We start from the raw sequence: 21,821 nt of genomic DNA on the forward strand, positions 1-21,821 counted from the left end.
ATGATAAAATTTAAGAATTTTATTGAGGCTGAAGCCCACGATTATTTTGAGTTAATCCGTATGCTCTATCCTCAATTTGTTAGTGAAAAAGATATAGAGATTATAAATAGTCCCGGGAAGACAATCTTTTTGAGCCAAGATTTAAATCAAGTATGCCATCTGCCAGAAGACATAGACCTTCAGGAGAGAAGATGGAGAATCAAAAGTTACATCTTAAATTCCTTGGATATAAAAGAAAAAATGCCTTCAAAATTTGGAATTTTGACAGGAGTTCGTCCCATTAAGCTTATTATTGACTTATTAGACAAGATGCCTCCTGACCAAGTTCTAGACTATTTAAAAAATTATTACTCTATAGAAGACCTAATGGCTGAATTTTTATTGTCCATTGCCTTAAAAGAAAAATCCTATTTTGAATCTGTTGATCCCAAAGGCTACTCTGTTTATATTCACATTCCATTTTGTCCTAGCCGCTGTACCTATTGTTCCTATCCAATAATTAAAAGTTCAAATAAGGATCTTTTAAAGACCTATGTAGATACCCTCTTAAAAGAATTGGAAAGCTATAGGGACTTGAGTAAAAAGCCAACGAGTATTTACATAGGTGGTGGCACTCCAACATCCATAGGAGTAGACCAATTAGAAAGAATCCTAAAAACTACTAGAAGGATATTTGGACAAGGAATGGAATTTACCGTTGAAGCAGGGCGTCCAGATACTCTTACAGAGGCAGTTTTTTCATGTTTAAAAAGTCATGATGTTCAGAGAATTAGTATTAATCCTCAAACCATGCAGGATAAAACCTTGTCTCGTCTAAATAGAAAACACTCTATAAATGACTTTTTAAGAGCCTATGACCTGGCTAATCAATTTGATTTTTCAATTAATGTTGATTTAATTTTAGGTTTACCAGGTGAAAGCTCTCTAGAGATGATGGATTCCTTAGGCCGCGTCATTAATTTGGATCCTGATAATATTACGGTCCATACTCTATCTTTAAAAAATGGCTCTCGTTTATTTCAAGAGCAGGAGTATTTTTCTATTTCAGAAGTTATTTCTAAAGTCATCGACGATGCCTATCAAGAATTAGTAAGCAAGGGATATAATCCCTATTATATGTATCGACAAAAAAGAACCTTGGGGAATGGATTCAATGCAGGGTACAGCAAAGAAGGTAAGGAGTCCCTTTATAATATGCTTATGATGGATGAACAACAAAGTATATTGGGCTTTGGGATGAGTAGTAGTTCAAAATTTTACTATCCAGAATCAAATCGGCTGGAAAAAGTTTTACAATATAAAAATCTTAGAGACTACCAAGAGCATTGGCAAGATAAAAATTTATTAAAGCGAACCTTTATGGAGGATTTTAAATGGTAAGAAAAAATTTAGAGGAATTAATGGCAACAATTGATGTTTTAGATTCCAAGGGAGTTCTCCCAACAGAAATTACCGGCATCCACTATCATTCCCAAATGGTTCAAGGTGGAAATTTATTTGTAGCTATACCAGGAGAACTGGTAGACGGCCATAAATACATCCCTGATGCTATAAAAAATGGGGCTAGTGTCGTTGTCTGTTCAAAATTTACAGAAGATAATATTCCCCAGATAAAAGTGGAAAATCCAAGAAGGGCCTTGGCCTTACTATCATCTGGATTTTTTAATTTTCCCTCTAAAAACTTCCCCTTAGTGGGTATTACTGCTACTAATGGGAAAACATCTACTTCTTTTATGCTAAACCATATCCTAGAAGAAAATGGATTAAAAACCGGTTTAATTGGAACTGTTAAGGTAAAATATCCAGATTATGAAAAAGCTAGCATCTTAACTACACCTCAATCCTATGACCTACAAGAACACTTTTTTAATATGGATCAAAAGGAGATTGATGCCTGTATTATGGAGGTTTCTTCTTCGGCTCAAGAACTTGATCGAGTTGTAGGCTGTGATTTCGACTTAGTCAGTTTTCATAATTTATCCAGAGAACACATTGACCAGCACGGATCTTTTGAAAACTACTACAAGCAAAAGAAAAAGCTTATTACCCAAGCAAAAGAGGATTCTTTTGTCCTCTTAAACCAAGACGAGCCTCTAATTGCGAAGTTAGAAGAAGAAACACAAGGGAAAGTTCTCCACCTTTCCTACCAGAACACAGCGGATATTTACCTCAAAAATTTAGACTTATCAACAGGATTCGGATCTTATACCTACGTCCTAAATAAAGAAATTAAGCTAAAGAATAAGACTCTTGAGCCCTTTGAAATGGATATTCAACTTTCGTCATCAGGCTATTCATCTGTTATGAATAGTCTAGTGGCCATTAGCCTGGCCCTTTTATTGGGAATTGAAAAAGACATCATTAAAAAAGGAATTGAAGATTTTACTGGAGTGGAACGACGCTTTGAAATGATCCAAACAAGCCCCTTTAAAATTATTGATGATCATTTTGCCAACAGTCGGAATATTGAAATTACCATGGAAACTCTGATGAAAATGGATTATAAATCCTTGGTCATGGTTTATGCCATTCGAGGAAATCGGGGAGTTCATCTCAATGAAGAGGTCTCCCAAACCATGAGTAAATTTTTAAAGAAAGCAAAATTAAAAAAATTTATTGCCAGTTTAAGTCAAGATTGTGTCTCCCAAAAAGATCGGGTTCATGATGAAGAACGTCAAATCTTCTTAAAAGTAATGGAAGAAGAAAAAATCCAGGTAGAGTTGATGGACCAGTTAGAGGATGCCTTAAATCAAGCACTTGAATTTGTTGAGGACGGGGACTTACTTCTATTGGCCGGATGTCAAGGAATGGATCATGCTGGTTTTTTACTGACAAAAAATTCAAACCCTCGCTTGAATCAAGAAGAGTTGAGTCAAAGGGTTCAGGGGCGGTCCTGTTAGCTTGAAATGGACTTTATAGAAGATTATAATAGACTTAGACAGAACGAGGAGGTAAAAATATGCTAGATCATTTAGGTAATTGGTCAAGAAGCCACTATTGTGGTGTCTTACGTGAAGAAAATATAGGTGAAAGTGTTTGTTTAATGGGCTGGGTCCAAAAGGAAAGAGACCTTGGCTCTCTGATTTTTGTTGACTTAAGAGACTTTTCTGGAATTGTTCAGCTTGTCTTTAACAATGATACGGATTCTGCACTTTATGAAAAGGCTCAAGGTTTACGGTCTGAATTTGTTATTGCCGTAAAGGGTAAGCCTAGAGAACGTTCAAATAAAAATCCTAATATTCCTACAGGAAATATTGAAGTTCTTGTAGATGAACTTAAAATTTTAAATACATCTGAGGTTCCACCTATTTATGTTAAAGATGGAGATAATGTCGATGAAACCATGCGTTTAAAATATCGAACATTGGACCTTAGAAAATCTGAAATGCAAAGAAATCTGCGTTTAAGATCCAAAATCAGTCAACTTACTCGCAACTTTTTTAGCGATCATGATTTTGTTGAAATTGAAACTCCTATGCTGACAAAGCCTACTCCAGAAGGAGCTCGGGATTACTTGGTTCCAAGTCGGATCAATAAGGGCAAGTTTTATGCCTTGCCTCAATCTCCTCAAATTATGAAGCAACTTTTAATGGTTGGAGGGTTTGACCGTTATATTCAAATTACCAAGTGTTTTCGAGATGAAGATTTAAGGGCCAATCGACAACCTGAATTTACCCAAATTGACATGGAAATGAGCTTTATGAGCCAAGAAGAAATTATGGCTTTAAATGAAGAATTTATTCAAATGCTCTATCGAGAAATAAAGGGAGTTGAGCTATCTCTTCCTTTTAAAAAACTCCCCTACGATGAAGCCATGAACCGTTTTGGATCCGATAAACCCGATTTACGATTTGCTATGGAAATCCAAAACATCTCCGAACTTGTGAGAGATTCCTCTTTTAAAGTTTTTTCTCAAGCAACAACAGATGGAAAGTCTGTACGTTGCCTTTTAGCTAAGGAGTTGGCCAAGGACCTAAGTCGTAAAAAAATTGATAAATTGGAAGACTTCGTCAAAACTTATGGAGCCAAGGGTTTAGCTTGGATTAAGATCAACGAAGATGGAATTCAGTCTCCCATTGCAAAGTTTTTAGACAAAGAATTAGATGCTATTATTGAAAATCTAAAAGCAGAAGTAGGGGACATCATTTTAATTGTTGCTGATGAAAACTCTACTGTATTAACTGCCCTGGGCGCCTTACGTCTTCATCTTGCCAAGGAATTTAACTTAATTGATGAAAGTCATGATGAAATTTTATGGATTACTGACTTCCCTCAATTTGAATACAGCCAAGAAGAAAACCGCTATGTAGCCATGCACCATCCCTTTACCCATCCTATTGAAGAGGATATTCCAAAATTAGAAGAGGACCCATCAGCAGTCCGAGCCAAGGCATATGACTTGGTCATTAACGGCGATGAAATAGGGGGAGGAAGTATTCGGATTAACAACAGTGACCTTCAAGAAAAAATGTTCAAGGCTCTTGGCTTTAGCAAGGAAGATGCGGAAGAAAAATTTGGTTTCTTTTTAGATGCCTTTAAATACGGAGCTCCTCCTCATGGGGGAATTGCCTATGGCTTAGACCGTCTCACCATGATTTTTACAGGTGCAGACAACATTCGCGATGTCATTGCTTTTCCAAAAACCCAATCTGCCACTTGCCTCATGACAGGAGCGCCTGTTGAAGTTTCTGATAAACAACTGAATGAATTAAATATTGAGGTGAAATAAATGGAACAAGTTGGTTATGTTACATCTGTTCAAGATGGTTTGGCTGATTTAGAAGTAAGACGTGTTGGAGCTTGTGGAGCCAGCTGTGAATCATGTCATGCTAGTTGTGAAGAAAAGGTAGAACATATTCAAATCATTAACAATTTAAATGCCAAGGTAGGGGATTATGTTCAATTGGAAGCTGACGCCAAGCGTGTCTTATCCTATATATTTTTAGTTTATGGGCTTCCTTTACTTGGATTGCTGGTAGGATCTTTGGTGGGAACCTATGTCTTCAAGGCCTTAAATGTACCATCATACGAGCTTTTTGGCTTTTTTATAGGTCTAGTTACTTTACTAGCAAGCTACCTATATATTTCAAGATTGGACCGAAAATCACAATTAAGCCATAGTCCAATTCAAATGGTGAAGATTCTGTAGGTAGTTTATGGAAACGAATCATAAAAGATATACCACAATTTTCCTTGTCTTCTTGGTAGTGACATCCTGCTGTTTTTTGACCTATTCATACCTATTAAACGTGAGTCAAAAACATCTATCTAGTGACTATAAGGAATATAAGGAGCTTATAAAGGAGCAGGACCAAAAACTCGCCTCCTTGCAAGCAGACAATATAAAAATAAAAAAGAGCCAGGAAGCATTATCTCAAAACTTTCTGGCTCAACATGGTTTTCCTGTCACTGACCTAAATAGCATTTCTATTCAAAAAGAAATTGACTCTTTTAGGCAGAAACAGGAGGATATTCTTCAACAAGTACATATAATTTTAATGGACCAAGGCTTTAGAAAGGCCTTTTATGAAAATGACGACCTCCTTATTTTTTTAGGAAAATACTCAGATATATCTAGCCAAACAGAAAATAATAAACTTGCTCCTAACCTTTGGGAAAGTCTTAATGCCAGTCATATATTGAATCTAATCTTAGAGGATCCGATCTATCATTCTTTTTACCAGAAAAATCCCACAGACAGTCCTGACTTGAAGGCAGGAATACTCCATCAGGTTTCTTTAGGCTATGACCTCTACAAGCTATCCGAAATTAACTTGAAAAATCTTGATGATAGCCGGGTAGCCTTTGATTTATATCTCGATGGAGTTAAGAGCCTACAAAAGAGGGGCTACAATGTTGTAGATTTTAACTTAAGTCAACTTCAAAGTTACCAAAAGCAATTTGAAGAACTCTATAGCCAATATTTACAATATGAAGGCGTATTGAACCAATTAGAGGAGTTAAAAAATAATGAAGAAGAAAAGTAGAGGAAAAGGGCTTCAGTTTATTCTTTTTTTAATCAGTCTTTTTATTCTGGCCTTTGGAGTCTACCTCTATCCTAAAGAGGGGAATTATGGCCAATTAAAGAAAGATGTAAAGGGACTAGAAAGAGAGTTGAACTACAAAAAGATTGAGACTACGTCTCTCACTGAAGAAATTCATCAGGGGAAAGAGGCTATTGACCAATTAGTTAATCTAGAAAATAATTGGCAAAAAATTAAACTTCCTAATTTTGATTCTTCTCAACTCAAGTCCTACCTATTTAAGACTTCTTTAGACCACTATCCAATCTTGGTTAGCCAGGTGGTTCAATCTAGCAAAAACTCACCCTTTTATGATCTTGGCGAAATGGATGGCCTATCTCAATCTCTTGCCATTTACCAAACTCTGGGAGCCCTAAAAAAAATAGACCTGGAAACGACTCTTTCTGCCAATAGTGCAATTTTGAGAAGAGTGGGGGGAATCGAATATTTTTGCAATAGCAATAATTCTGGGTCTTGGTATGCCATAATGCGTGGTCACTATAATAAGAATCCTCAGCTGGACCAAGTCCTAGAGTCTGTAGCTAGTCAAATGGAAATAACCACTGCCCTAAAGGAATATATAGATGATATTCTTTCGATTGAAGGACCCATTAACACCCCTGACTTAGAGGTGAAAAAGAGTGTCTGGTTAAAAGATGAAAAGGGACAGATGCATAGTGATACTAAACAGGCCATGAATGACATTAGTTTAAAGGGAAGTTTTTTATGGGATACTTATAGTTATGGACTAGACCAATTGTCCATTGTGGCTAAGGCCTTTTCTACAGATAGCTCTAAGGGGATGTTTAAAGCTTATCTAGAGAATTCCAAAGTCTATTTTATCACTTGCCAAATGGGAGATAAAACTGCGTTTTCATATTTTACACCATCTGGAGTTTTAATGAGTGTCATTGATGGAGAAAGTTCTGAAAACTATTATTTAAGAGATATATCCAATACAGAAAACCACTGGGCTCAAGTGGCAAGTTTGGGTTATCAATTGATAAAAAACGATAAAAAATAGAAAGTCGATAGGAAACTATCGACTTTCTATTTTTTATGAAGTGGGATAAAATCACTTCTTCTCTATACTTCCACAAAACTAGTCATTGCTTTATAGGCCATTGTCCTGCTTTCTGATTCGTACCCTTCTTAAGCTTTTTGAAAAAATTGACGAAGCAACAATTCCTACAGATAGGGCAGCAGCAGTAAAAAAAGTTTTTGCCCCTATCTCTATAAAGGAATTATAATTTTGCTCAATAAGCTGGTTCATAGAATAATACATTCCTGCTCCTGGTACCAAGGGAATCAAGCCTGGAAGAATAAAAAGAGTCGCTGGATTTTTCAACTTTCTAGAAAAAATCTCTCCTAAAATTCCAATGATGAAAGCAGCTAAAAAAGCTGAAAGCATGTAATTATAAGCTCGAACTTGCAAAAATTCATAGACAACCCAGCTAATCCCACCAACGATACAGGCGGGTACAATTGATCTTCTGGGTGCATTAAAAAGTAAGGCAAAACCCAAGCTAGCTACAAAAGAGTAGAAAAAAGCCCTGAAATAAATCATAAAATCCTCCTATTTCAAATGGAAGCTTAAAACAATACCAACGCCTATAGCAATAGCTAGGGCAATGAAAATAGCCTTAACTAGACCTATCAACCCTGATAAAAAATCATCTGACATAATGTCTCGTATGGCATTGGTGATGGCAACTCCTGGCACAAAAAGCATAATAGAGCCAATAATGATGTGGTCAATATTATGCCCTAGTCCCAAAACAATACAAATCATGGCAAAAAAAGAAGAAAAGAAGGCTCCTAGAAAGCTTTCTATAAAAAATGTTAGGTCGTACTTGGAGAGAATGAAAACACCACCATAACTGAAAACTCCTACAAAGAAAGTACAGATAGCATCCATAAAATCAGCGCCAAATAAAAGGGAAAAGAAAGATGCTGCTAGGCCAGCGGCCAAGAGTTTAAAGGGAAAACTATACTCATCCTTATCCTCTATATCTCTTAATTCCTGAATAGCTACTTGAATATATTGAGGATTTTTAACAAACCTCCGGCTAAAAGTATTTAGGAGGTCAATCTTTTCTAAATTTAAATTTCCTACGCTAGCATTCTTATACATGGTAATGACTTCATTATTATATTCTAAAGAAATAAATAAGCCATTACTTAAGCCAAATACATCAATGGCAGTTAAATTCTCATAGCTTTCACAGATTCTAGATATGGTATCTTCCGTTCGATAAATTTCTGCACCATATTTAACTAAGAGCTGGCCTAAATATAGGGCCATAGCCATAACCTTTTGGGCATATGCCTTATCCTTACAATAATTCATTGACTTTTTCAATCTTTGATTCCACCAGTTCTAATTTTTTATCCCTGGGTAATTTCTTAATTGCCGCTTCTCTTGAAAGGGCCAGAGATTTATTTTTACATTCTTCCCAATATACAAGAGCTACCGGTCCACGTCCCCTGGTATACTTAGCTCCTTTTCCGGCATTATGGGCTTGGATTCTCTTTTTAAGGTCCTTGGTATAGCCAGTGTACAGGGTTTTATCTCGACACTGGACAATATAGACATAGTCCATTAGAATAGCTCCTTTGAAATAGCAGGGTAGGGATAGCCCTTGTTTTGCAAATAGCGGTTTATTTTTTGTTTTTCTTTTAAAGAGAAGGGCCCTGGACCATATTTCTTTTCAATTAACTCTTTAACCATTTTCTCCAAATCTTCGTGAGGAAGATTGGCTAAATGCGTATCGATTATTCCAGGGTCCAGAAATTTATTCATTAATTTGAACTTAATTTTTCGGGGTCCATTTTTTTGTAAATAGAACTGGTCATGAATATAATCCTTAATATAATCTTCATCATTAATTAATTGATAATCATTTAGGTATTCAATAACCCTATCTAAACAAGCTTGGTTGAAGCCCTTTTCCTTTAAGAAATATTTAATTTCACCACTAGTCCGTCTTCGCCTTAAATAGCCCAAACTCAAGTCTCTTGCTTCATAGAATTGATTTTCTTCTTCTAGTTGGGCCCAAGAATCTTCTGAAATCTCACATCCCTTGTAAAGGCCACTATGTATAAAGGTTTCTTCATTTAAGTAGAGAAGTTCTTGATCTTTTGTGGTAATTTTATAATTTCCTTTGAGAAATGAAATTGATTCTATTATTTTCATACTTCCTCCTATTTGAATTGTATCAGAAATAGACATTAGACTCAATAATTTATAAGAGGGGGCCAAGGGCTGTTTTTATTGAAAATTAGCTGTTAATATGATAGTATAAATGCAGTAAATTTATGAGGTGCAATATGTTTATAATAATTTCTCAAGGCGTAAAATACATTGCCACTTTAATTATCTATCTTTTTATATTTAGTATTATCCGTATGATTTATTTAGACATTAAATCTATGAGTAAAATGACTATGATGAAGGATGGAGCCTACTTAAAAGTTGTCAATCGCCTAGATACATTGAATTTTAAGATGCAAGAATACTATACTTTAAAGGGAACCATCACCATTGGCCGGTCATCTAGAAATGATATTGTCATCAAGGACAATTTTGTTTCAAAAAAACATCTTCAAATTACGGATCAAAATGGAACTTACTTTATTGAAGACTTAAACAGCGCCAATGGAACCTATTTAAATGGGGAGCTCATTCATGACATCATTGAATTACGAAATGGTGATCGGATTGGGATTGGTTTTATCCAATTTTTATTTGTAGAATAGGAGATTTGTCAATATGTTTACTAGCTTAGCAAAAAGTAGACGGCCAAGAGACCTTTTATTGGTTTTTCAAATTCTCTGCATCATTCTACTTTTCTTTTTTTACCGCACAAATTCTAACTTTGACCCGGCCATTACCTATAAGGCTATAGGTCTTATTGCCATTATTTATGTTTCTAACTTTATTTTAGGGAAGATTTCCAGTGGAGATAACTACATTTTTTTAATTGTCTCAATGCTATTAACCATTGGTATCGTTATGGAATTTCGTATTAATCCCAGCTATGGTATTTTGCAAATGGTTTGGTCCATTGCAGGTATCTTGCTTTTTTATGCAAGCTATTTTTTTATAAAGTATTTCCCAAAGCTGGACAAGTTTGGAAATTTATACGTCTTATTGGCTGCAGTTCTTACCTTAACCACCTTAATTTTTGGAACTACCCGACACGGGGCTAGAAACTGGCTTCAAATATCTTCAAATATTTATGTCCAACCTTCAGAATTGTCAAAAATTTTAATCATGTTTATCTTAGCCAGCTTTTATGCAAACTACAACAAGTATAAGGATTTAAAGTATGCTTCCTTTATCATTATGGGCATTATCTATTTCTTTATATTATGTATGTTTATTCAAAAAGACTTAGGGACAGCAGTTTTGTTTCTGGCTATGTATTTAGCTATTCAGTTTGTCTATGAAAAAAATCGTAAAATGATAATTCTTAACCTTGTTCTTATTTTTATCGGAGCTCTTTTAGGTTTTAAATTATTTACCCACGTTCAAACACGGGTTCATATTTGGTTGGATCCCTGGAGTGATGCCTACAATACAGGCCGACAAATTGTCCAATCTTTCTTTGCTATTGCAGAAGGGGGATTTTTTGGAAGCGGTATTGGTATGGGGTATCCAAATTTAATTCCATTCAGTTATAGTGATTTTATATTTCCTTTAATTTGTGAAGAAATGGGTACTGCCATGGGAATCGCTATTATTATGCTCTATATGATTTTAGTCTATAGGGGGATTAAGATTGCCTTAGACCAGGAATATACTTTTTATCGAATCTTAGCCCTATGTGTCAGTGTCTTGTTTTGCTGCCAGGCCTTTGTTCATATTGGTGGCGTTACCAAGCTTATTCCTTTGACTGGATTGACCTTGCCTTTTATTAGTTATGGAGGAAGTTCCATGTTATCAAGTTTTATCTGTCTAGGTATTCTTCAAGTAACTAGTGAAGACCTATCCTTTAAATATGAGGGGAGGGAACAGTAATGAATCCTAAAGAGCACCGTAGGATTTTAGTCCTTCTATCAGGATTAACCTTTTTAAGCCTATCTTTAATCCTCTACCTAACTTATTTTATGTTTTTCCAAGCCGATGCCGTAAAAAAACATTCGGCCAATCGTCGAAGCTGGATTGAAGAAGCCAAAATTCAAAGAGGAATTATCCGAGACCGAAATGCCGATGTCATTGCCTACTCTAAAGGAGAGGAAAGAGATTATCGTCGATTCTATAATTATCCTAGAATCTACTCCCATATTGTCGGTTATGCTAACCCTTCTTTAGGTAAAGGAGGACTAGAACTGTCCTATAATGACCAACTTTTAAACAAGGGATCTTTTGTGCACTTTAATAGTTTGAAGAATTTTCTAAACAATAAAAAATTAGGAAATAACTTGAACCTCACCATAGATACAAACTTACAAAATTATACCCACCAGGTCCTGGAAGAAACAGATCGTAAGTGTGCAGCAGTTATTTTAAACCCCAAAACAGGTGAAATTTATTCTATGGTCAGTTTACCTGATTTTGATGCATCTACCATTGTAGAGGACTGGTCAGATATCTCTAGTCGTGCAGATGGTCCTTTGGTTAACCGGGTAACCCAGGGTTTATATCCTCCTGGCTCTACTTTTAAGATTTTAACCAGTGTAGGGCTTTTGGAGAATCCAAATATTGATCAAACTTATATTGATGAGGGAACTCAAACAATCAATGGCCGAGTTTTTAAAAATGCTGTTCCAGATCGAAAGTACGGGAAAATCAACCTGAGGACTGCCTTTTCTCAATCTCTCAATACTTACTTTGTTAGTAAAGGGGTAGAACTTGGATCTAATACACTAGGAAATGTTGCCGATCGTTTTATGTTTAATAAGACAATTGACTTTGACTTACCTGTAAAAAAATCAGTTTTTAATTATTCCAGTTCCCTTGACGACACCCAGCTAGCCGCATCTAGTATTGGCCAAGGGAAGGTCTTGGCAACGCCCTTGGAGATGGCCTTGGTTTCTGCTGCCATTGCCAATGATGGAAAGATGATGGAACCCTACCTGGTAGCTGAAGTTGAATCTGCTGATGGTGTTAGTATTGATAAGCACGAACCCAAAGTCTTGTCTGAAGTTACTAAAAAAGAAGTTACAGACCAAGTCAAGGAGTTAATGATTGATGTAGTCCGCAATGGAAATGGCTCTAGGGCTTATTCCAAGGGTTTGAAAATTGCTGGAAAAACAGGAACTGCCGAAAACTCTTCTGGCAAAGACCATGCTTGGTTTGTTGGTTTTGCACCTGCTTCCGACCCTAAATTTGCCATTGCCGTCATCGTTGAGCAAACAGAAGGATATGGTGGAACAGTTGCTGCGCCTATTGCCAGGGATTTGCTTAGATATGCAAATAAACATGTTATCGTAAATTAGAAAGAGGCCTAGATGTTAAACAATAAAAAAGTTGCAATGCTTATTGCAGCCGCAGGCAGTGGTTCTCGTATGCAACTAAAGATGAATAAGCAGTTTATTTCTTTAGGAGGCCAATCTGTCCTGTCTCGAACAATTGAACAAGTATCAGCCAGTAAGTATATCGACTGTATTCTTGTTATTGGACAGGAGCAGGAACTAGACCTCATCCATGAGCTTCTTAAAGGAATTCAAATTCCTTATCAGCTCGTAGCCGGAGGAAAGACTCGACAAGACTCTATTTTAAATGGTTTAAAGGCCCTTGATAGCTCTGTAGATATCGTTGCAAGTCACGATGGGGCTAGACCCTTTGTATCTGTTGATGCTATTGATGAGGTTATTGAAGCCGTTGAAGATACAGGTGCTAGTGTTTTAGCTCATCCAGTAAAAGATACCATCAAGTTTTCAGCCAATGGCCAATATGTCGATTATACACCCGCTCGAGAACTTTTATGGGCCGTTCAAACTCCCCAGGTTTTTTATCGAAATATTATTGAATCTGCTTATAAACAAGCTTATGATGAAGATTACCAGGGAACAGATGATTGTTCTTTGGTGGAAAAAAGTGGACACAAGGTGAAAATTGTCCAGGGTGAATACACTAATATTAAAATTACAACGCCTGAAGATCTGCTTTTTGCTGAAATTTTACAAGAAGAGCCCGCAACAATTTTACAGAAATATGGATATGGAGAAAATTTATGAGGATAGGATTTGGATTAGACGTACATGCTTTTTCCCAGCAAAGAGACTTAATTCTCGGCGGAATTAAAATTCCCTATGAAAGGGGACTTTTGGGTCACTCTGATGCAGATGTTTTAGTTCATAGTATTATGGACGCCCTTTTAGGGGCTATGGCTCTAGGTGACATCGGCCAGCACTTCCCAGATACAGACCCTTGCTATAAAGATATAAGCAGCTTAGTCCTTTTAGACCGGGTTATTATCCTTCTTGAAAAGGAGAAGTATCAAATCGAAAATATCGACTGTGTTATTTCTGCTCAAGAGCCAAAGCTTGCTCCATATATTCCTAAAATGAAAGAAGTCCTAAGTAAGCACTTAAAAATTTCAACGAGTCAAATTTCAATTAAAGCCACTACTACAGAAAATCTTGGTTTTGAAGGTCGTAAAGAGGGTATAACCAGTCGTTGTGTTTGCTTATTAGAAAATAAAGAATGAGGTGAAAATGGATTTATTTATAGATACTGCAGTGTATAAAGAGATCGAAGAAATTTATTCCTGGGGAATTCTTAAGGGGGTAACAACAAATCCATCTTTGATTTATCAATCCAATGAAAATTTTGAAAGTCTTATCCAAAAAATTGCCCGCCTAGTAAAAGGACCTGTTAGTGCAGAGGTTTCATCAGATACTAGTGAAAAAATGATCCTTCAAGGACGCAAGCTTGCTTCTTTGGATGAAAATATTGTTATCAAACTACCTATGACAGAAGAGGGCCTTAAGGCTACATCTGTTCTAACAAAAGAGAATATTCAAGTAAATGTAACCCTAATTTTTTCTCCTACCCAAGCCCTACTGGCTTCTCAAGCTGGAGCACAGTATGTCAGCCCTTTTATTGGACGAATAGATGATATTTCTTATGATGGATCTGATCTAATCAAAAATATAAAGAAAATTTTTGTTCAAGATCATGCCCCTACAAAAATTATAGCTGCTAGTGTTCGCCACCCCAAGCATGTTTTGGATGCTGCAACAAATGGTGCTGATATTGCAACCATTCCATATAAAGTTTTTAAACAAATGTTAAAACACCCCTTGACAGATAGTGGTCTTGAGGGTTTTAATAAAGATTGGAATAAATACTTAAAGGGGGATACAAAGTGAATCGTGATTTAGGTTTAAATTTAGCACGTGTTACAGAAGCTGCCGCCTTAGCAGCAGGTAAATGGATGGGAAAAGGTGACAAGAATGCGGCAGATGGTGCAGCTGTTGATGCCATGCGTCGCATGTTTGACACAATAGATATTGATGGGACAGTTGTCATTGGTGAAGGCGAAATCGATGAAGCTCCAATGCTTTATATAGGAGAAAACATTGGGCGAGCAAACCAAAAAAACCAGGTGGATATTGCTGTTGACCCCTTAGATGGGACAACCTCTATTGCCGGTGGAATGCCTAATGCAATAGCTGTCGTTGCTGTAGCTCCCAAAGGATGCCTATTAAATGCCCCTGATTGCTATATGAATAAAATTGCCTGTGGTCCTAAAGCTAAAGGAGCCATTCGACTAGATGCAAGTACAGGAGAAAATTTAAGAAACGTAGCCAAGGCTTTAGGCAAGGATATTAGTGACCTAACCGTTTCTGTTTTGAAACGCGAACGACACGAACAATTAGTCAAAGAAATTCGTGCAGAAGGTGCAAGAATAAAATTTGTTAACGATGGAGATATTGTTACAGCCATTGCTTCTTGTTTTGAAGATTCTGGTGTTGATTTGATTATGGGGATTGGTGGAGCTCCAGAAGGGGTTATTGCCGCCGCTGCTTTAAAATGTTTGGGTGGCGACTTCCAAGGAAAATTAATGCCATCTGATGAAGCCCAATTGGCTCGCTGTAAAGAATTAAAAAGTGATTTAGACAAAATTTATCACATTGATGACCTGGTTAAGGGAGATGAGGTCTTATTTTCTGCAACAGGAGTCAGCAATGGGGAACTGCTAAGAGGTGTAAGTTATCATGCCAATAATATTGCAGATACTGATACCTTGGTTTTAAGATTGCCAAGTGGAACCATTCGTAAGATTTCAAGTACGCATAAATTAGATCAAAAACCTGACTATGCCCAATAAATCCTTGTAAGTTTTTATTGAAATCAGCTTATGTATATGGTATACTATAGAAGTTAAGTATGAGCCTAAGTAATTTAAATAAAGGAGTGATAAGTGATGAAGACTGATATTCAACCAGAATATAAGGAAGCTACAGTCACTTGTGCTTGTGGAAATACCTTTAAAACAGGTTCTGTCAAGGAAAATTTAAAAGTTGAAGTGTGCTCACAATGCCATCCATTCTTCACTGGGAAACAAAAATTCTCAGACCAAGGTGGACGTATTGAAAAATTCAATCGCAAGTACAAAAGAGATTAAGAAATTGGTTAGTGTTTACACTAACCAATTTTCATATGGAGAATTTATGAAAAATACATTTAAAACCTCCATTGGTGGTCAGGCTTTAATTGAAGGAATTATGATGAAAGGGCCTTCAAAAACAGCCATTGCCGTTCGAAAACCCAATGGAGAAATTGAGTTGAAAATAGATAACAACTTTTCCATCGCGGATAAGTTCCCAATTTTTAAGCTACCCATCTTAAGGGGAGCAGTTAAGTTAATCGAAGCCATGGTAGTCGGCTTAAAAGCCATGACCTATTCAGCTTCTTTTTGGGACGACGATGAAGGAAACTCCTTATCTAATAAAGAGATTATTTTAACCCTTTTGCTTTCTGTAGGCATGACCATTGTCTTTTTTATTTTATTGCCAAATTTAATTGCTAGTGGTCTACAAAAATTTACAGATTCTATTTTTGTCCTAAATCTTTTAGAAGGGATTTTAAGAATCCTTGTTTTTTTTATCTACCTAGTTTATATTTCAAAAATTGACGATATCTACCGAGTTTTTCAATATCACGGATCTGAACACAAGTCCATCCATTGCTATGAACATGGAGATGAACTCACTGTAGAAAATGTCCAGAAATATCCACTCGAACATCCTCGGTGTGGTACTAGCTTTTTATTCATGGTTTTGGCTGTTAGCATTATTGTCCTTTCTTTTTTTGGATGGCCCAACCCTTTTTTGAGAATTCTTATTCGGATTTTGATGTTTCCAGTTATTGCAGGCATTGCCTATGAAATTAATCGCTGGATTGGTAAAAGTGACTCAGCCCTGAGTAAATTATTAAGACGTCCCGGACTCTACATTCAGAAGATTGCCACTGTCAAAGATCCAGACCCAGATCAAATTGAAGTGGCTATCGCTTCTCTAAAGGCAGTTCTTCCAGAGGAAGGAGAAAATGACCGTTGGATGTAAAAACATTGGTTCATTATCTAGGCAAAGAGCTTGAATCCATTGGCCATGAATATGAAAGTCGAGAAATTCTTGAAAACTTATTTAACCAAGATATTTCTTACTTATATGCCCATGATGACTTACAAGTAGGCCAGAAGACTCTTTGCAGGCTAGAAGAAGTGATTAAAGCCCGAAAATCAGGACAACCCTTGGCTTATATATTTAATAAAAGAAGCTTTTTCGGACGTACTTTCTATGTAAATCCTTCTGTTCTCATCCCTAGATTGGAGACAGAGTTCTCTGTTCAAGAACTCTTAAAATTATCAGGAGATAGTTTCTTAGAGCTTGGTATTGGCTCTGGTTGCGTCTCCATTACAATGAAGTTAGAGAGGCCCAACTTATCTGTAGATGGTGTGGATATTAGTGACCAGGCTATCCAAGTTGCCAATCTAAATGCAAAAAGCCACCTTGCTCAGACTCATTTTTTTAAAAGCAATCTTTTTCAAGAAGTAAGTCACTCCTATGACTTGATTTATTCAAACCCTCCCTATATTAGAACAGAAGATATGGAGATTTTAGAAGATGAAGTAAAAAAATATGAGCCTCATATTGCTCTAAACGGGGGAGAAGATGGCCTGGACTTTTATAAGAAAATTATTAAAGACACCCCTAACTACCTAAATAAAACCGGTTATTTGGTTTTAGAAATTGGTTACAATCAAAAAGAAGAAATTTTTTCTTTACTTGAAGAGGTGAATTTTACTGGTAAATGCATACAGGATTATGCTGGTTATGATCGAGTGATTATAGCAACTAGGAGGAAATAAATGTACGATAAATTATCTGTTTTTGAAGATCGCTTAAAAGAGCTGGAAGCCTTAATGGTGGATCCTAATATTATTAGCAACTCTCAAAGTTTTCAAAAATATGCCATTGAACACGGTGAGCTACTCCCAATTGTTGAAAAATATCGACAATATCGTAAGCTTTCTGATGACTTAGTTTCTGCTAAAAGCCTTTTTGATGAGCCTCTTGATGAAGAAATGAAAGAATTAGTTAAAGAAGAAATTACACAAAATGAAGAAACCTTAAGTCGAGTGGAAGACGAATTAAAGCTGTTACTGATTCCTAAAGATAAAAACGACGATAAGAATGTCATTATTGAAATTCGAGCTGGGGCTGGTGGGGATGAAGCGGCTTTATTTGCAGGAGTCTTACTTCGGCAATATTTGCGTTATGCAGAAAAGCATAATTGGCAAACGGACATCTTAAATACTAATGAAATAGGAATTGGTGGATATAAAGAAGTCATCTTCATGGTCCAAGGAAAAGGAGCTTATTCCCGCTTAAAATATGAATCTGGAGTTCATCGGGTACAAAGAGTCCCAGAAACAGAAAGCTCTGGGCGAATTCATACTTCTACAGCAACAGTTGTTGTTTTACCTGAGGTAGAAGATATTGAAGTTGAAATTGACGAAACAGAAGTTCGTGTCGATTACTTTAGGTCTTCTGGCCATGGGGGACAATCTGTCAATACTACAGATTCCGCCGTTCGTTTAACTCATATTCCCACAGGAATTGTGGTTTCCTGTCAAGATGAAAAAAGTCAAATTAAAAATAAGGCCAAAGCCATGACTATTTTAAAATCTAGGATCTATGACTTAATGCAGTCTGAGCAAAATAAAGAGATTTCTGCTGAAAAGAAATCACAAATAGGAAGTGGGGACCGGTCCGAACGAATTAGAACTTATAATTATCCCCAAGGCCGGGTTACAGACCATCGCATCAATTTCACCTCGCATCAAATTGATGCCATTAATGATGGAGATCTAGATGAGCTTATTGACGCCTTAACAGCTTATGATCAAGCAGAAAAAGTGAAAAATATCTAAAAAGGCTTAGGTAAACCTAAGCCTTTTTTCTAGACCAGCTCTCTTAAACGCTGAAAAACAGCCACTTTTCCAGGTGTAAATTATATAGGACTGATTCTTTTAAATTTTACTTTATAAATCTTATCTACATTCCTTGAAAATTTATAAAATATATCTTATACTAAAGATAGTTAATCAATAGTAAGATGTTTAAGGAGGAAAACTATTATGAATGCAATGACTCAAACAAATTTACAATCAGCTTTTGGTGGTGAAAGTCAAGCACATATGCGTTACCGCATTTGGGCCGACACTGCTAAAAAAGAAGGATTTGAAAATGTAAAAAGACTTTTTGATTGTACTGCTGACGCTGAAGAAGTTCACGCTCGCTTACATTTTAACGCTCTTAAAGATGTAAACGGAGACTTTGCTGTAACTAGCATGGCTGGTTTTGGTATTAGCAATACTTCTGAAAACCTTCAAGCTGCTATTAATGGGGAAACTTTTGAATTTACACAAATGTATCCTGCTTTTATCTGTGTAGCTGAAGAACAAGGTGAAAAAGAAGCTGTTAAGGCAATGAGATATGCCATTGAAGCAGAAAAAGTTCACGCAGAACGTTATGAAGAAGCAAAAAAATGTGTTGATGCAGGTAAAGACCTAGATAAAGAAGACATTTTACTTTGCCCAGTATGTGGTTACATTACTTTTGATAAAACAGAAGAAGAATGCCCAATTTGCCACACTAAAGCAAAAGCATTCATTGCTTACTAATTTCTAAGATTAAGCTTTTGCTGTCCGTATAAATTAAAAGACTGTATTATTTAGGCCGGAGATGCTTGGAATGAGTATCTCCGGCCTAGAACTTTATTGTTGCTTTTTAGGCAACAGGGTTATATAATGAAATTGAGAAACCGTATCATTTAAAGGAGAGGAGAAATAAAATGAACAAACAAGTAATTAGAATCGGACTTGGTGTATTAGCAGGTGCTATTGGTAGTAAAATTATTCAATCTCAAAAGATGAAGGATTTAGCTGTAGGCGCAGTTGCCAGCGGTTTAAAAATCAAAGACGATGTGGATAAAACTGTAGAAAAGGTCAAAGAAAATGCAGACGACATCGTTGCTGAAGCAAAAGTATTAAAGATGGAAAAAGACATCGAAAGAGAAGAAGAAAAAAAAGAAAAAGACATCGAAGAAGTTGCTAGTGAAGCAGATCTAGAAGACTAAGAGTTTTAAAATGGATATTTCAATAGCCCATAGAATACCGGGAAGGTGTCGTCTGACATCCAATAAGTTGTATTCCATTGATTTTTTGGATAAACTAAGCTATTTACTGGATAAAAACGACCGAATCCTCACTTATAAAATTTACAAAAAAAATTCTAGCATCAGCCTAGAATATAAGGAAGAAGACTTTCCAAACATTTGTCGATATCTCTTGTCCCTAACAGAAGAAATAATTGATCAAACAGTGATTGACAACCAAAACTTCTTGTCTTTGGAAGAAAATGACTTGTTTGATATTTTAAGGGACTCTTTTGAAACAAGACTTTTAATCCGCTTGTTACCTATGCCTATCCGGACTGTCTTAACCCTATATAAGAGTGGATCTTTCTTAAAGAATGGATTAAAATCCCTATGGAATCGACGCTTAAATGTTGATGTCTTGGATATGACAGCCATAAGTGTATCTATGCTTTCTGGTGACTTTGCTACAGCTTCATCCATTATGTTTTTATTAGGCTTAGGTGAAGACTTAGAAGAATGGACCTTGAAAAAGTCCAAGCAAAATTTAACCAAATCATTGGCTATTCAAGTGGATAAGGTCTTTGTCAAAGATGGCCACAAAAAAATAATTAAATCATTGGATGACGTCGAAATAGGCGATGCCGTTTGTGTAAATATGGGATCGGTTATTCCTGTAGATGGAAAAGTCATTGATGGCTTAGGCTTAGTCAACCAATCCAGTTTTACGGGAGAGAGCGAGCCTGTCAAAGTGGCCAAAAATAAAACAGTATTTGCCGGAACTGTCTTGGAAGAAGGCCAACTGCTTATTGAAACGACGAAAAAACACAATGAAACTCGATTGAATTATATCATTGACTTGATTAATTCTTCTGAAGAAAACAAGGCTTTAGCTCAGTTAAATGCCGAAAACAAGGCAGATGGTCTTGTGAAATACTCTTTTTTAGGCGCTGGAATTACCTATCTTTTGACAAGAAACTTTACAGCGGCTAAGGCCTTTTTAATGGTAGACTTCTCTTGTGCCTTAAAACTAACCATGCCCATTGCTGTTATGAAGGCTATGAACCAAGCTTCAGACAATAATGTCTTGGTTAAGGGCGGAAAATATCTAGAAGATCTAGCCAAGGCAGACACCATTATTTTTGATAAAACAGGCACTCTAACAAAAAGTGAGCCTATAGTTGAAAAAATTATGACCTTCAATCCTGACTATGATGAAAGGGATTGTTTAAAAATAGCTGCTTGCCTAGAAGAACATTTTCCCCATTCTATTGCCAATGCGGTAGTTAATAAGGCTCATGAAGAAAATGTTAAGCACGAAGAGATGCATTCAGAGCCTGAATATATTGTAGCCCATGGTATTTCAGCCTATATTGGGAAACAAAAGGCCCTAATTGGTTCTGCCCACTTCATTTTTGATGATGAGGGTGTCCGATTAAATGCTGAAGACCAGTCTCTAATTGATGAACTCAAGGAAGAATATTCTCTACTTTACTTGGCCCTTGACAACGAATTAATTTCTGTTCTATGTATTTCAGATCCTCTAAGAAGTGATGCTAAGGAAACGGTAGATCAACTTAGAGACCTTGGATTTAAGCACATTGTCATGTTAACGGGAGATGCAGAAAATGCTGCTCGAAGTGTAGCTCAACAGCTGTCACTTGATGAATATCAGTCACAAGTCCTTCCCGAGGATAAGGCTAACTATATCAAGTCTATGAAGGCCAAGGGACATACTGTTGTCATGATTGGGGATGGAATTAACGATTCTGTTGCTCTTTCTATGGCAGATGTGGGTATTAGCATGCATAAGGGTGCCGATATTGCAAAAGAAATCTCTGATATTGCAATTGGAACTGATGAATTGTGCAGCCTAGTTAATGTTGTAAAACTAGGCCGGTCTATGTTAAAGCGAATGAAGGTCGACCATCAAGAAATCATGTTAGTGAATTCTTCTTTAATTGCCCTAGGAGCCTTTAATATTATATCCAATACTACTTCCTCTTTCTTGCATAATACATCGACAGTAATGATTGCAGGAAACAATATGAAGGATTATATTTATGAAGAGTAAGTCTTAAAGACTTGCTCTTTTCTTATAGATAAAATTTTATCTGGATTGGGATATGTTTTTCTCTTCTTTAGTTTTACCCCGACAATTATGGTATAATATTAAGTTA

General features: G+C 36.3%; 24 protein-coding genes. 20 read left to right on the forward strand and 4 right to left on the reverse strand.

Annotated elements, in window-relative coordinates:
* From hemZ to CS898_RS08210, 6 genes are all read left to right on the forward strand, one after another.
* Positions 1 to 1,380, forward strand: a complete 1,380-nt coding sequence (hemZ, locus tag CS898_RS08185) for a coproporphyrinogen dehydrogenase HemZ (protein ID WP_099208803.1) — start codon at positions 1 to 3, stop codon at positions 1,378 to 1,380.
* Positions 1,374 to 2,900 carry a Mur ligase family protein gene (locus CS898_RS08190; RefSeq protein ID WP_234976051.1) on the forward strand — a complete coding sequence of 509 codons (1,527 nt, stop codon included), beginning with the start codon at positions 1,374 to 1,376 and terminating at the stop codon, positions 2,898 to 2,900. The genes hemZ and CS898_RS08190 overlap by 7 nt, the downstream gene beginning before the upstream one ends.
* Positions 2,901 to 2,959: 59 nt before the next feature.
* The gene (gene aspS, locus CS898_RS08195) at positions 2,960 to 4,729 is read left to right on the forward strand and encodes an aspartate--tRNA ligase (RefSeq protein ID WP_009431033.1); all 1,770 of its coding nucleotides are present in this window, start codon (positions 2,960 to 2,962) and stop codon (positions 4,727 to 4,729) included.
* Positions 4,730 to 5,149 carry a SoxR reducing system RseC family protein gene (locus tag CS898_RS08200; RefSeq protein ID WP_009430044.1) on the forward strand — a complete coding sequence of 140 codons (420 nt, stop codon included), beginning with the start codon at positions 4,730 to 4,732 and terminating at the stop codon, positions 5,147 to 5,149.
* Positions 5,150 to 5,249: 100 nt separating this feature from the next.
* Positions 5,250 to 5,987 carry a hypothetical protein gene (locus CS898_RS08205; protein ID WP_143614612.1) on the forward strand — a complete coding sequence of 246 codons (738 nt, stop codon included), beginning with the start codon at positions 5,250 to 5,252 and terminating at the stop codon, positions 5,985 to 5,987.
* Positions 5,971 to 7,047 (forward strand): hypothetical protein, encoded by a 1,077-nt coding sequence (locus CS898_RS08210; protein ID WP_099208805.1) that lies wholly within the window; start codon positions 5,971 to 5,973, stop codon positions 7,045 to 7,047. Before CS898_RS08205 ends, CS898_RS08210 begins: the two co-directional genes overlap by 17 nt.
* 90 nt (positions 7,048 to 7,137) lie before the next feature.
* Here CS898_RS08210 and CS898_RS08215 read toward each other — a convergent pair whose 3' ends face one another.
* Genes CS898_RS08215 through CS898_RS08230 form a run of 4 tightly spaced genes read right to left on the reverse strand, consistent with a single transcriptional unit; the run spans position 7,138 to position 9,219 of the window.
* Positions 7,138 to 7,590 (reverse strand): threonine/serine exporter family protein, encoded by a 453-nt coding sequence (locus CS898_RS08215; protein WP_009430266.1) that lies wholly within the window; start codon positions 7,588 to 7,590, stop codon positions 7,138 to 7,140.
* A gap of 9 nt (positions 7,591 to 7,599) precedes the next feature.
* On the reverse strand, positions 7,600 to 8,385 hold the full coding sequence (locus CS898_RS08220) for a threonine/serine exporter family protein (protein ID WP_159459150.1): 786 nt from the start codon (positions 8,383 to 8,385) through the stop codon (positions 7,600 to 7,602).
* Complete coding sequence (locus tag CS898_RS08225) at positions 8,360 to 8,626, reverse strand: GIY-YIG nuclease family protein (protein WP_009430604.1); 267 nt, start codon at positions 8,624 to 8,626, stop codon at positions 8,360 to 8,362. The genes CS898_RS08220 and CS898_RS08225 overlap by 26 nt, the downstream gene beginning before the upstream one ends.
* A complete protein-coding gene (locus CS898_RS08230; RefSeq protein WP_159459151.1) occupies positions 8,626 to 9,219 on the reverse strand; it encodes a regulatory protein RecX in 594 nt (197 codons plus the stop codon). The genes CS898_RS08225 and CS898_RS08230 overlap by 1 nt, the downstream gene beginning before the upstream one ends.
* 134 nt (positions 9,220 to 9,353) lie before the next feature.
* Between CS898_RS08230 and CS898_RS08235 the strand changes: the two genes are divergently transcribed.
* The 14 genes from CS898_RS08235 (at position 9,354) to CS898_RS08300 (ending at position 21,715) form a co-directional block, all read left to right on the forward strand.
* Positions 9,354 to 9,782: an FHA domain-containing protein gene (locus tag CS898_RS08235; protein ID WP_009431796.1), complete on the forward strand. Its 429-nt coding sequence runs from the start codon at positions 9,354 to 9,356 to the stop codon at positions 9,780 to 9,782.
* A 13-nt stretch (positions 9,783 to 9,795) separates the two neighbouring features.
* On the forward strand, positions 9,796 to 11,046 hold the full coding sequence (locus CS898_RS08240; protein WP_009431236.1) for an FtsW/RodA/SpoVE family cell cycle protein: 1,251 nt from the start codon (positions 9,796 to 9,798) through the stop codon (positions 11,044 to 11,046).
* Positions 11,046 to 12,467, forward strand: a complete 1,422-nt coding sequence (locus CS898_RS08245; protein ID WP_099208808.1) for a peptidoglycan D,D-transpeptidase FtsI family protein — start codon at positions 11,046 to 11,048, stop codon at positions 12,465 to 12,467. The genes CS898_RS08240 and CS898_RS08245 overlap by 1 nt, the downstream gene beginning before the upstream one ends.
* Positions 12,468 to 12,479: 12 nt before the next feature.
* Entirely contained in the window at positions 12,480 to 13,208 is a 729-nt protein-coding gene (ispD, locus tag CS898_RS08250) for a 2-C-methyl-D-erythritol 4-phosphate cytidylyltransferase (RefSeq protein ID WP_009430381.1), read from the forward strand.
* Positions 13,205 to 13,681, forward strand: a complete 477-nt coding sequence (gene ispF, locus CS898_RS08255; protein ID WP_009430000.1) for a 2-C-methyl-D-erythritol 2,4-cyclodiphosphate synthase — start codon at positions 13,205 to 13,207, stop codon at positions 13,679 to 13,681. Before ispD ends, ispF begins: the two co-directional genes overlap by 4 nt.
* Before the next feature lie 7 nt (positions 13,682 to 13,688).
* Positions 13,689 to 14,345, forward strand: coding sequence for a fructose-6-phosphate aldolase (gene fsa / locus CS898_RS08260; RefSeq protein WP_009430565.1), 657 nt, complete (start codon positions 13,689 to 13,691; stop codon positions 14,343 to 14,345).
* Positions 14,342 to 15,307, forward strand: a complete 966-nt coding sequence (glpX, locus tag CS898_RS08265) for a class II fructose-bisphosphatase (protein WP_099208809.1) — start codon at positions 14,342 to 14,344, stop codon at positions 15,305 to 15,307. The genes fsa and glpX overlap by 4 nt, the downstream gene beginning before the upstream one ends.
* Positions 15,308 to 15,403: 96 nt before the next feature.
* Positions 15,404 to 15,604 carry a 50S ribosomal protein L31 gene (gene rpmE, locus CS898_RS08270; RefSeq protein WP_009430333.1) on the forward strand — a complete coding sequence of 67 codons (201 nt, stop codon included), beginning with the start codon at positions 15,404 to 15,406 and terminating at the stop codon, positions 15,602 to 15,604.
* Between the two features lie 46 nt (positions 15,605 to 15,650).
* Positions 15,651 to 16,544 (forward strand): DUF1385 domain-containing protein, encoded by an 894-nt coding sequence (locus tag CS898_RS08275; protein WP_099208810.1) that lies wholly within the window; start codon positions 15,651 to 15,653, stop codon positions 16,542 to 16,544.
* Complete coding sequence (gene prmC / locus CS898_RS08280) at positions 16,535 to 17,350, forward strand: peptide chain release factor N(5)-glutamine methyltransferase (protein ID WP_099208811.1); 816 nt, start codon at positions 16,535 to 16,537, stop codon at positions 17,348 to 17,350. The genes CS898_RS08275 and prmC overlap by 10 nt, the downstream gene beginning before the upstream one ends.
* On the forward strand, positions 17,351 to 18,415 hold the full coding sequence (gene prfA, locus CS898_RS08285) for a peptide chain release factor 1 (RefSeq protein ID WP_009431100.1): 1,065 nt from the start codon (positions 17,351 to 17,353) through the stop codon (positions 18,413 to 18,415).
* A 207-nt stretch (positions 18,416 to 18,622) separates the two neighbouring features.
* Positions 18,623 to 19,168, forward strand: coding sequence for a rubrerythrin family protein (locus tag CS898_RS08290; RefSeq protein WP_009430015.1), 546 nt, complete (start codon positions 18,623 to 18,625; stop codon positions 19,166 to 19,168).
* A gap of 170 nt (positions 19,169 to 19,338) precedes the next feature.
* Positions 19,339 to 19,623, forward strand: a complete 285-nt coding sequence (locus tag CS898_RS08295) for a DUF6110 family protein (protein ID WP_099208812.1) — start codon at positions 19,339 to 19,341, stop codon at positions 19,621 to 19,623.
* 10 nt (positions 19,624 to 19,633) lie between these two features.
* Entirely contained in the window at positions 19,634 to 21,715 is a 2,082-nt protein-coding gene (locus tag CS898_RS08300) for a heavy metal translocating P-type ATPase (protein WP_099208813.1), read from the forward strand.
* Positions 21,716 to 21,821: the final 106 nt, after the last annotated feature.

The sequence above is a fragment of the Urinicoccus timonensis genome (assembly GCF_900232945.1).
Classification (GTDB): Bacteria; Bacillota; Clostridia; order Tissierellales; family Peptoniphilaceae; genus Urinicoccus; species Urinicoccus timonensis.

What these genes read in the sequence shown, in the direction of transcription:
- ispF (WP_009430000.1), top strand. Translation starts at nt 13,205, where the DNA reads ATGAGGATAGGATTTGGATTAGACGTACATGCTTTTTCCCAGCAAAGA.
- CS898_RS08235 (WP_009431796.1), top strand. Translation starts at nt 9,354, where the DNA reads ATGTTTATAATAATTTCTCAAGGCGTAAAATACATTGCCACTTTAATT.
- prfA (WP_009431100.1), top strand. Translation starts at nt 17,351, where the DNA reads ATGTACGATAAATTATCTGTTTTTGAAGATCGCTTAAAAGAGCTGGAA.
- CS898_RS08295 (WP_099208812.1), top strand. Translation starts at nt 19,339, where the DNA reads ATGAACAAACAAGTAATTAGAATCGGACTTGGTGTATTAGCAGGTGCT.
- CS898_RS08275 (WP_099208810.1), top strand. Translation starts at nt 15,651, where the DNA reads ATGAAAAATACATTTAAAACCTCCATTGGTGGTCAGGCTTTAATTGAA.
- CS898_RS08240 (WP_009431236.1), top strand. Translation starts at nt 9,796, where the DNA reads ATGTTTACTAGCTTAGCAAAAAGTAGACGGCCAAGAGACCTTTTATTG.
- ispD (WP_009430381.1), top strand. Translation starts at nt 12,480, where the DNA reads ATGTTAAACAATAAAAAAGTTGCAATGCTTATTGCAGCCGCAGGCAGT.
- aspS (WP_009431033.1), top strand. Translation starts at nt 2,960, where the DNA reads ATGCTAGATCATTTAGGTAATTGGTCAAGAAGCCACTATTGTGGTGTC.
- fsa (WP_009430565.1), top strand. Translation starts at nt 13,689, where the DNA reads ATGGATTTATTTATAGATACTGCAGTGTATAAAGAGATCGAAGAAATT.
- CS898_RS08215 (WP_009430266.1), bottom strand. Translation starts at nt 7,590, where the DNA reads ATGATTTATTTCAGGGCTTTTTTCTACTCTTTTGTAGCTAGCTTGGGT.
- CS898_RS08210 (WP_099208805.1), top strand. Translation starts at nt 5,971, where the DNA reads ATGAAGAAGAAAAGTAGAGGAAAAGGGCTTCAGTTTATTCTTTTTTTA.
- hemZ (WP_099208803.1), top strand. Translation starts at nt 1, where the DNA reads ATGATAAAATTTAAGAATTTTATTGAGGCTGAAGCCCACGATTATTTT.
- rpmE (WP_009430333.1), top strand. Translation starts at nt 15,404, where the DNA reads ATGAAGACTGATATTCAACCAGAATATAAGGAAGCTACAGTCACTTGT.
- CS898_RS08290 (WP_009430015.1), top strand. Translation starts at nt 18,623, where the DNA reads ATGAATGCAATGACTCAAACAAATTTACAATCAGCTTTTGGTGGTGAA.
- CS898_RS08300 (WP_099208813.1), top strand. Translation starts at nt 19,634, where the DNA reads ATGGATATTTCAATAGCCCATAGAATACCGGGAAGGTGTCGTCTGACA.
- CS898_RS08190 (WP_234976051.1), top strand. Translation starts at nt 1,374, where the DNA reads ATGGTAAGAAAAAATTTAGAGGAATTAATGGCAACAATTGATGTTTTA.
- CS898_RS08230 (WP_159459151.1), bottom strand. Translation starts at nt 9,219, where the DNA reads ATGAAAATAATAGAATCAATTTCATTTCTCAAAGGAAATTATAAAATT.
- CS898_RS08225 (WP_009430604.1), bottom strand. Translation starts at nt 8,626, where the DNA reads ATGGACTATGTCTATATTGTCCAGTGTCGAGATAAAACCCTGTACACT.
- CS898_RS08200 (WP_009430044.1), top strand. Translation starts at nt 4,730, where the DNA reads ATGGAACAAGTTGGTTATGTTACATCTGTTCAAGATGGTTTGGCTGAT.
- CS898_RS08245 (WP_099208808.1), top strand. Translation starts at nt 11,046, where the DNA reads ATGAATCCTAAAGAGCACCGTAGGATTTTAGTCCTTCTATCAGGATTA.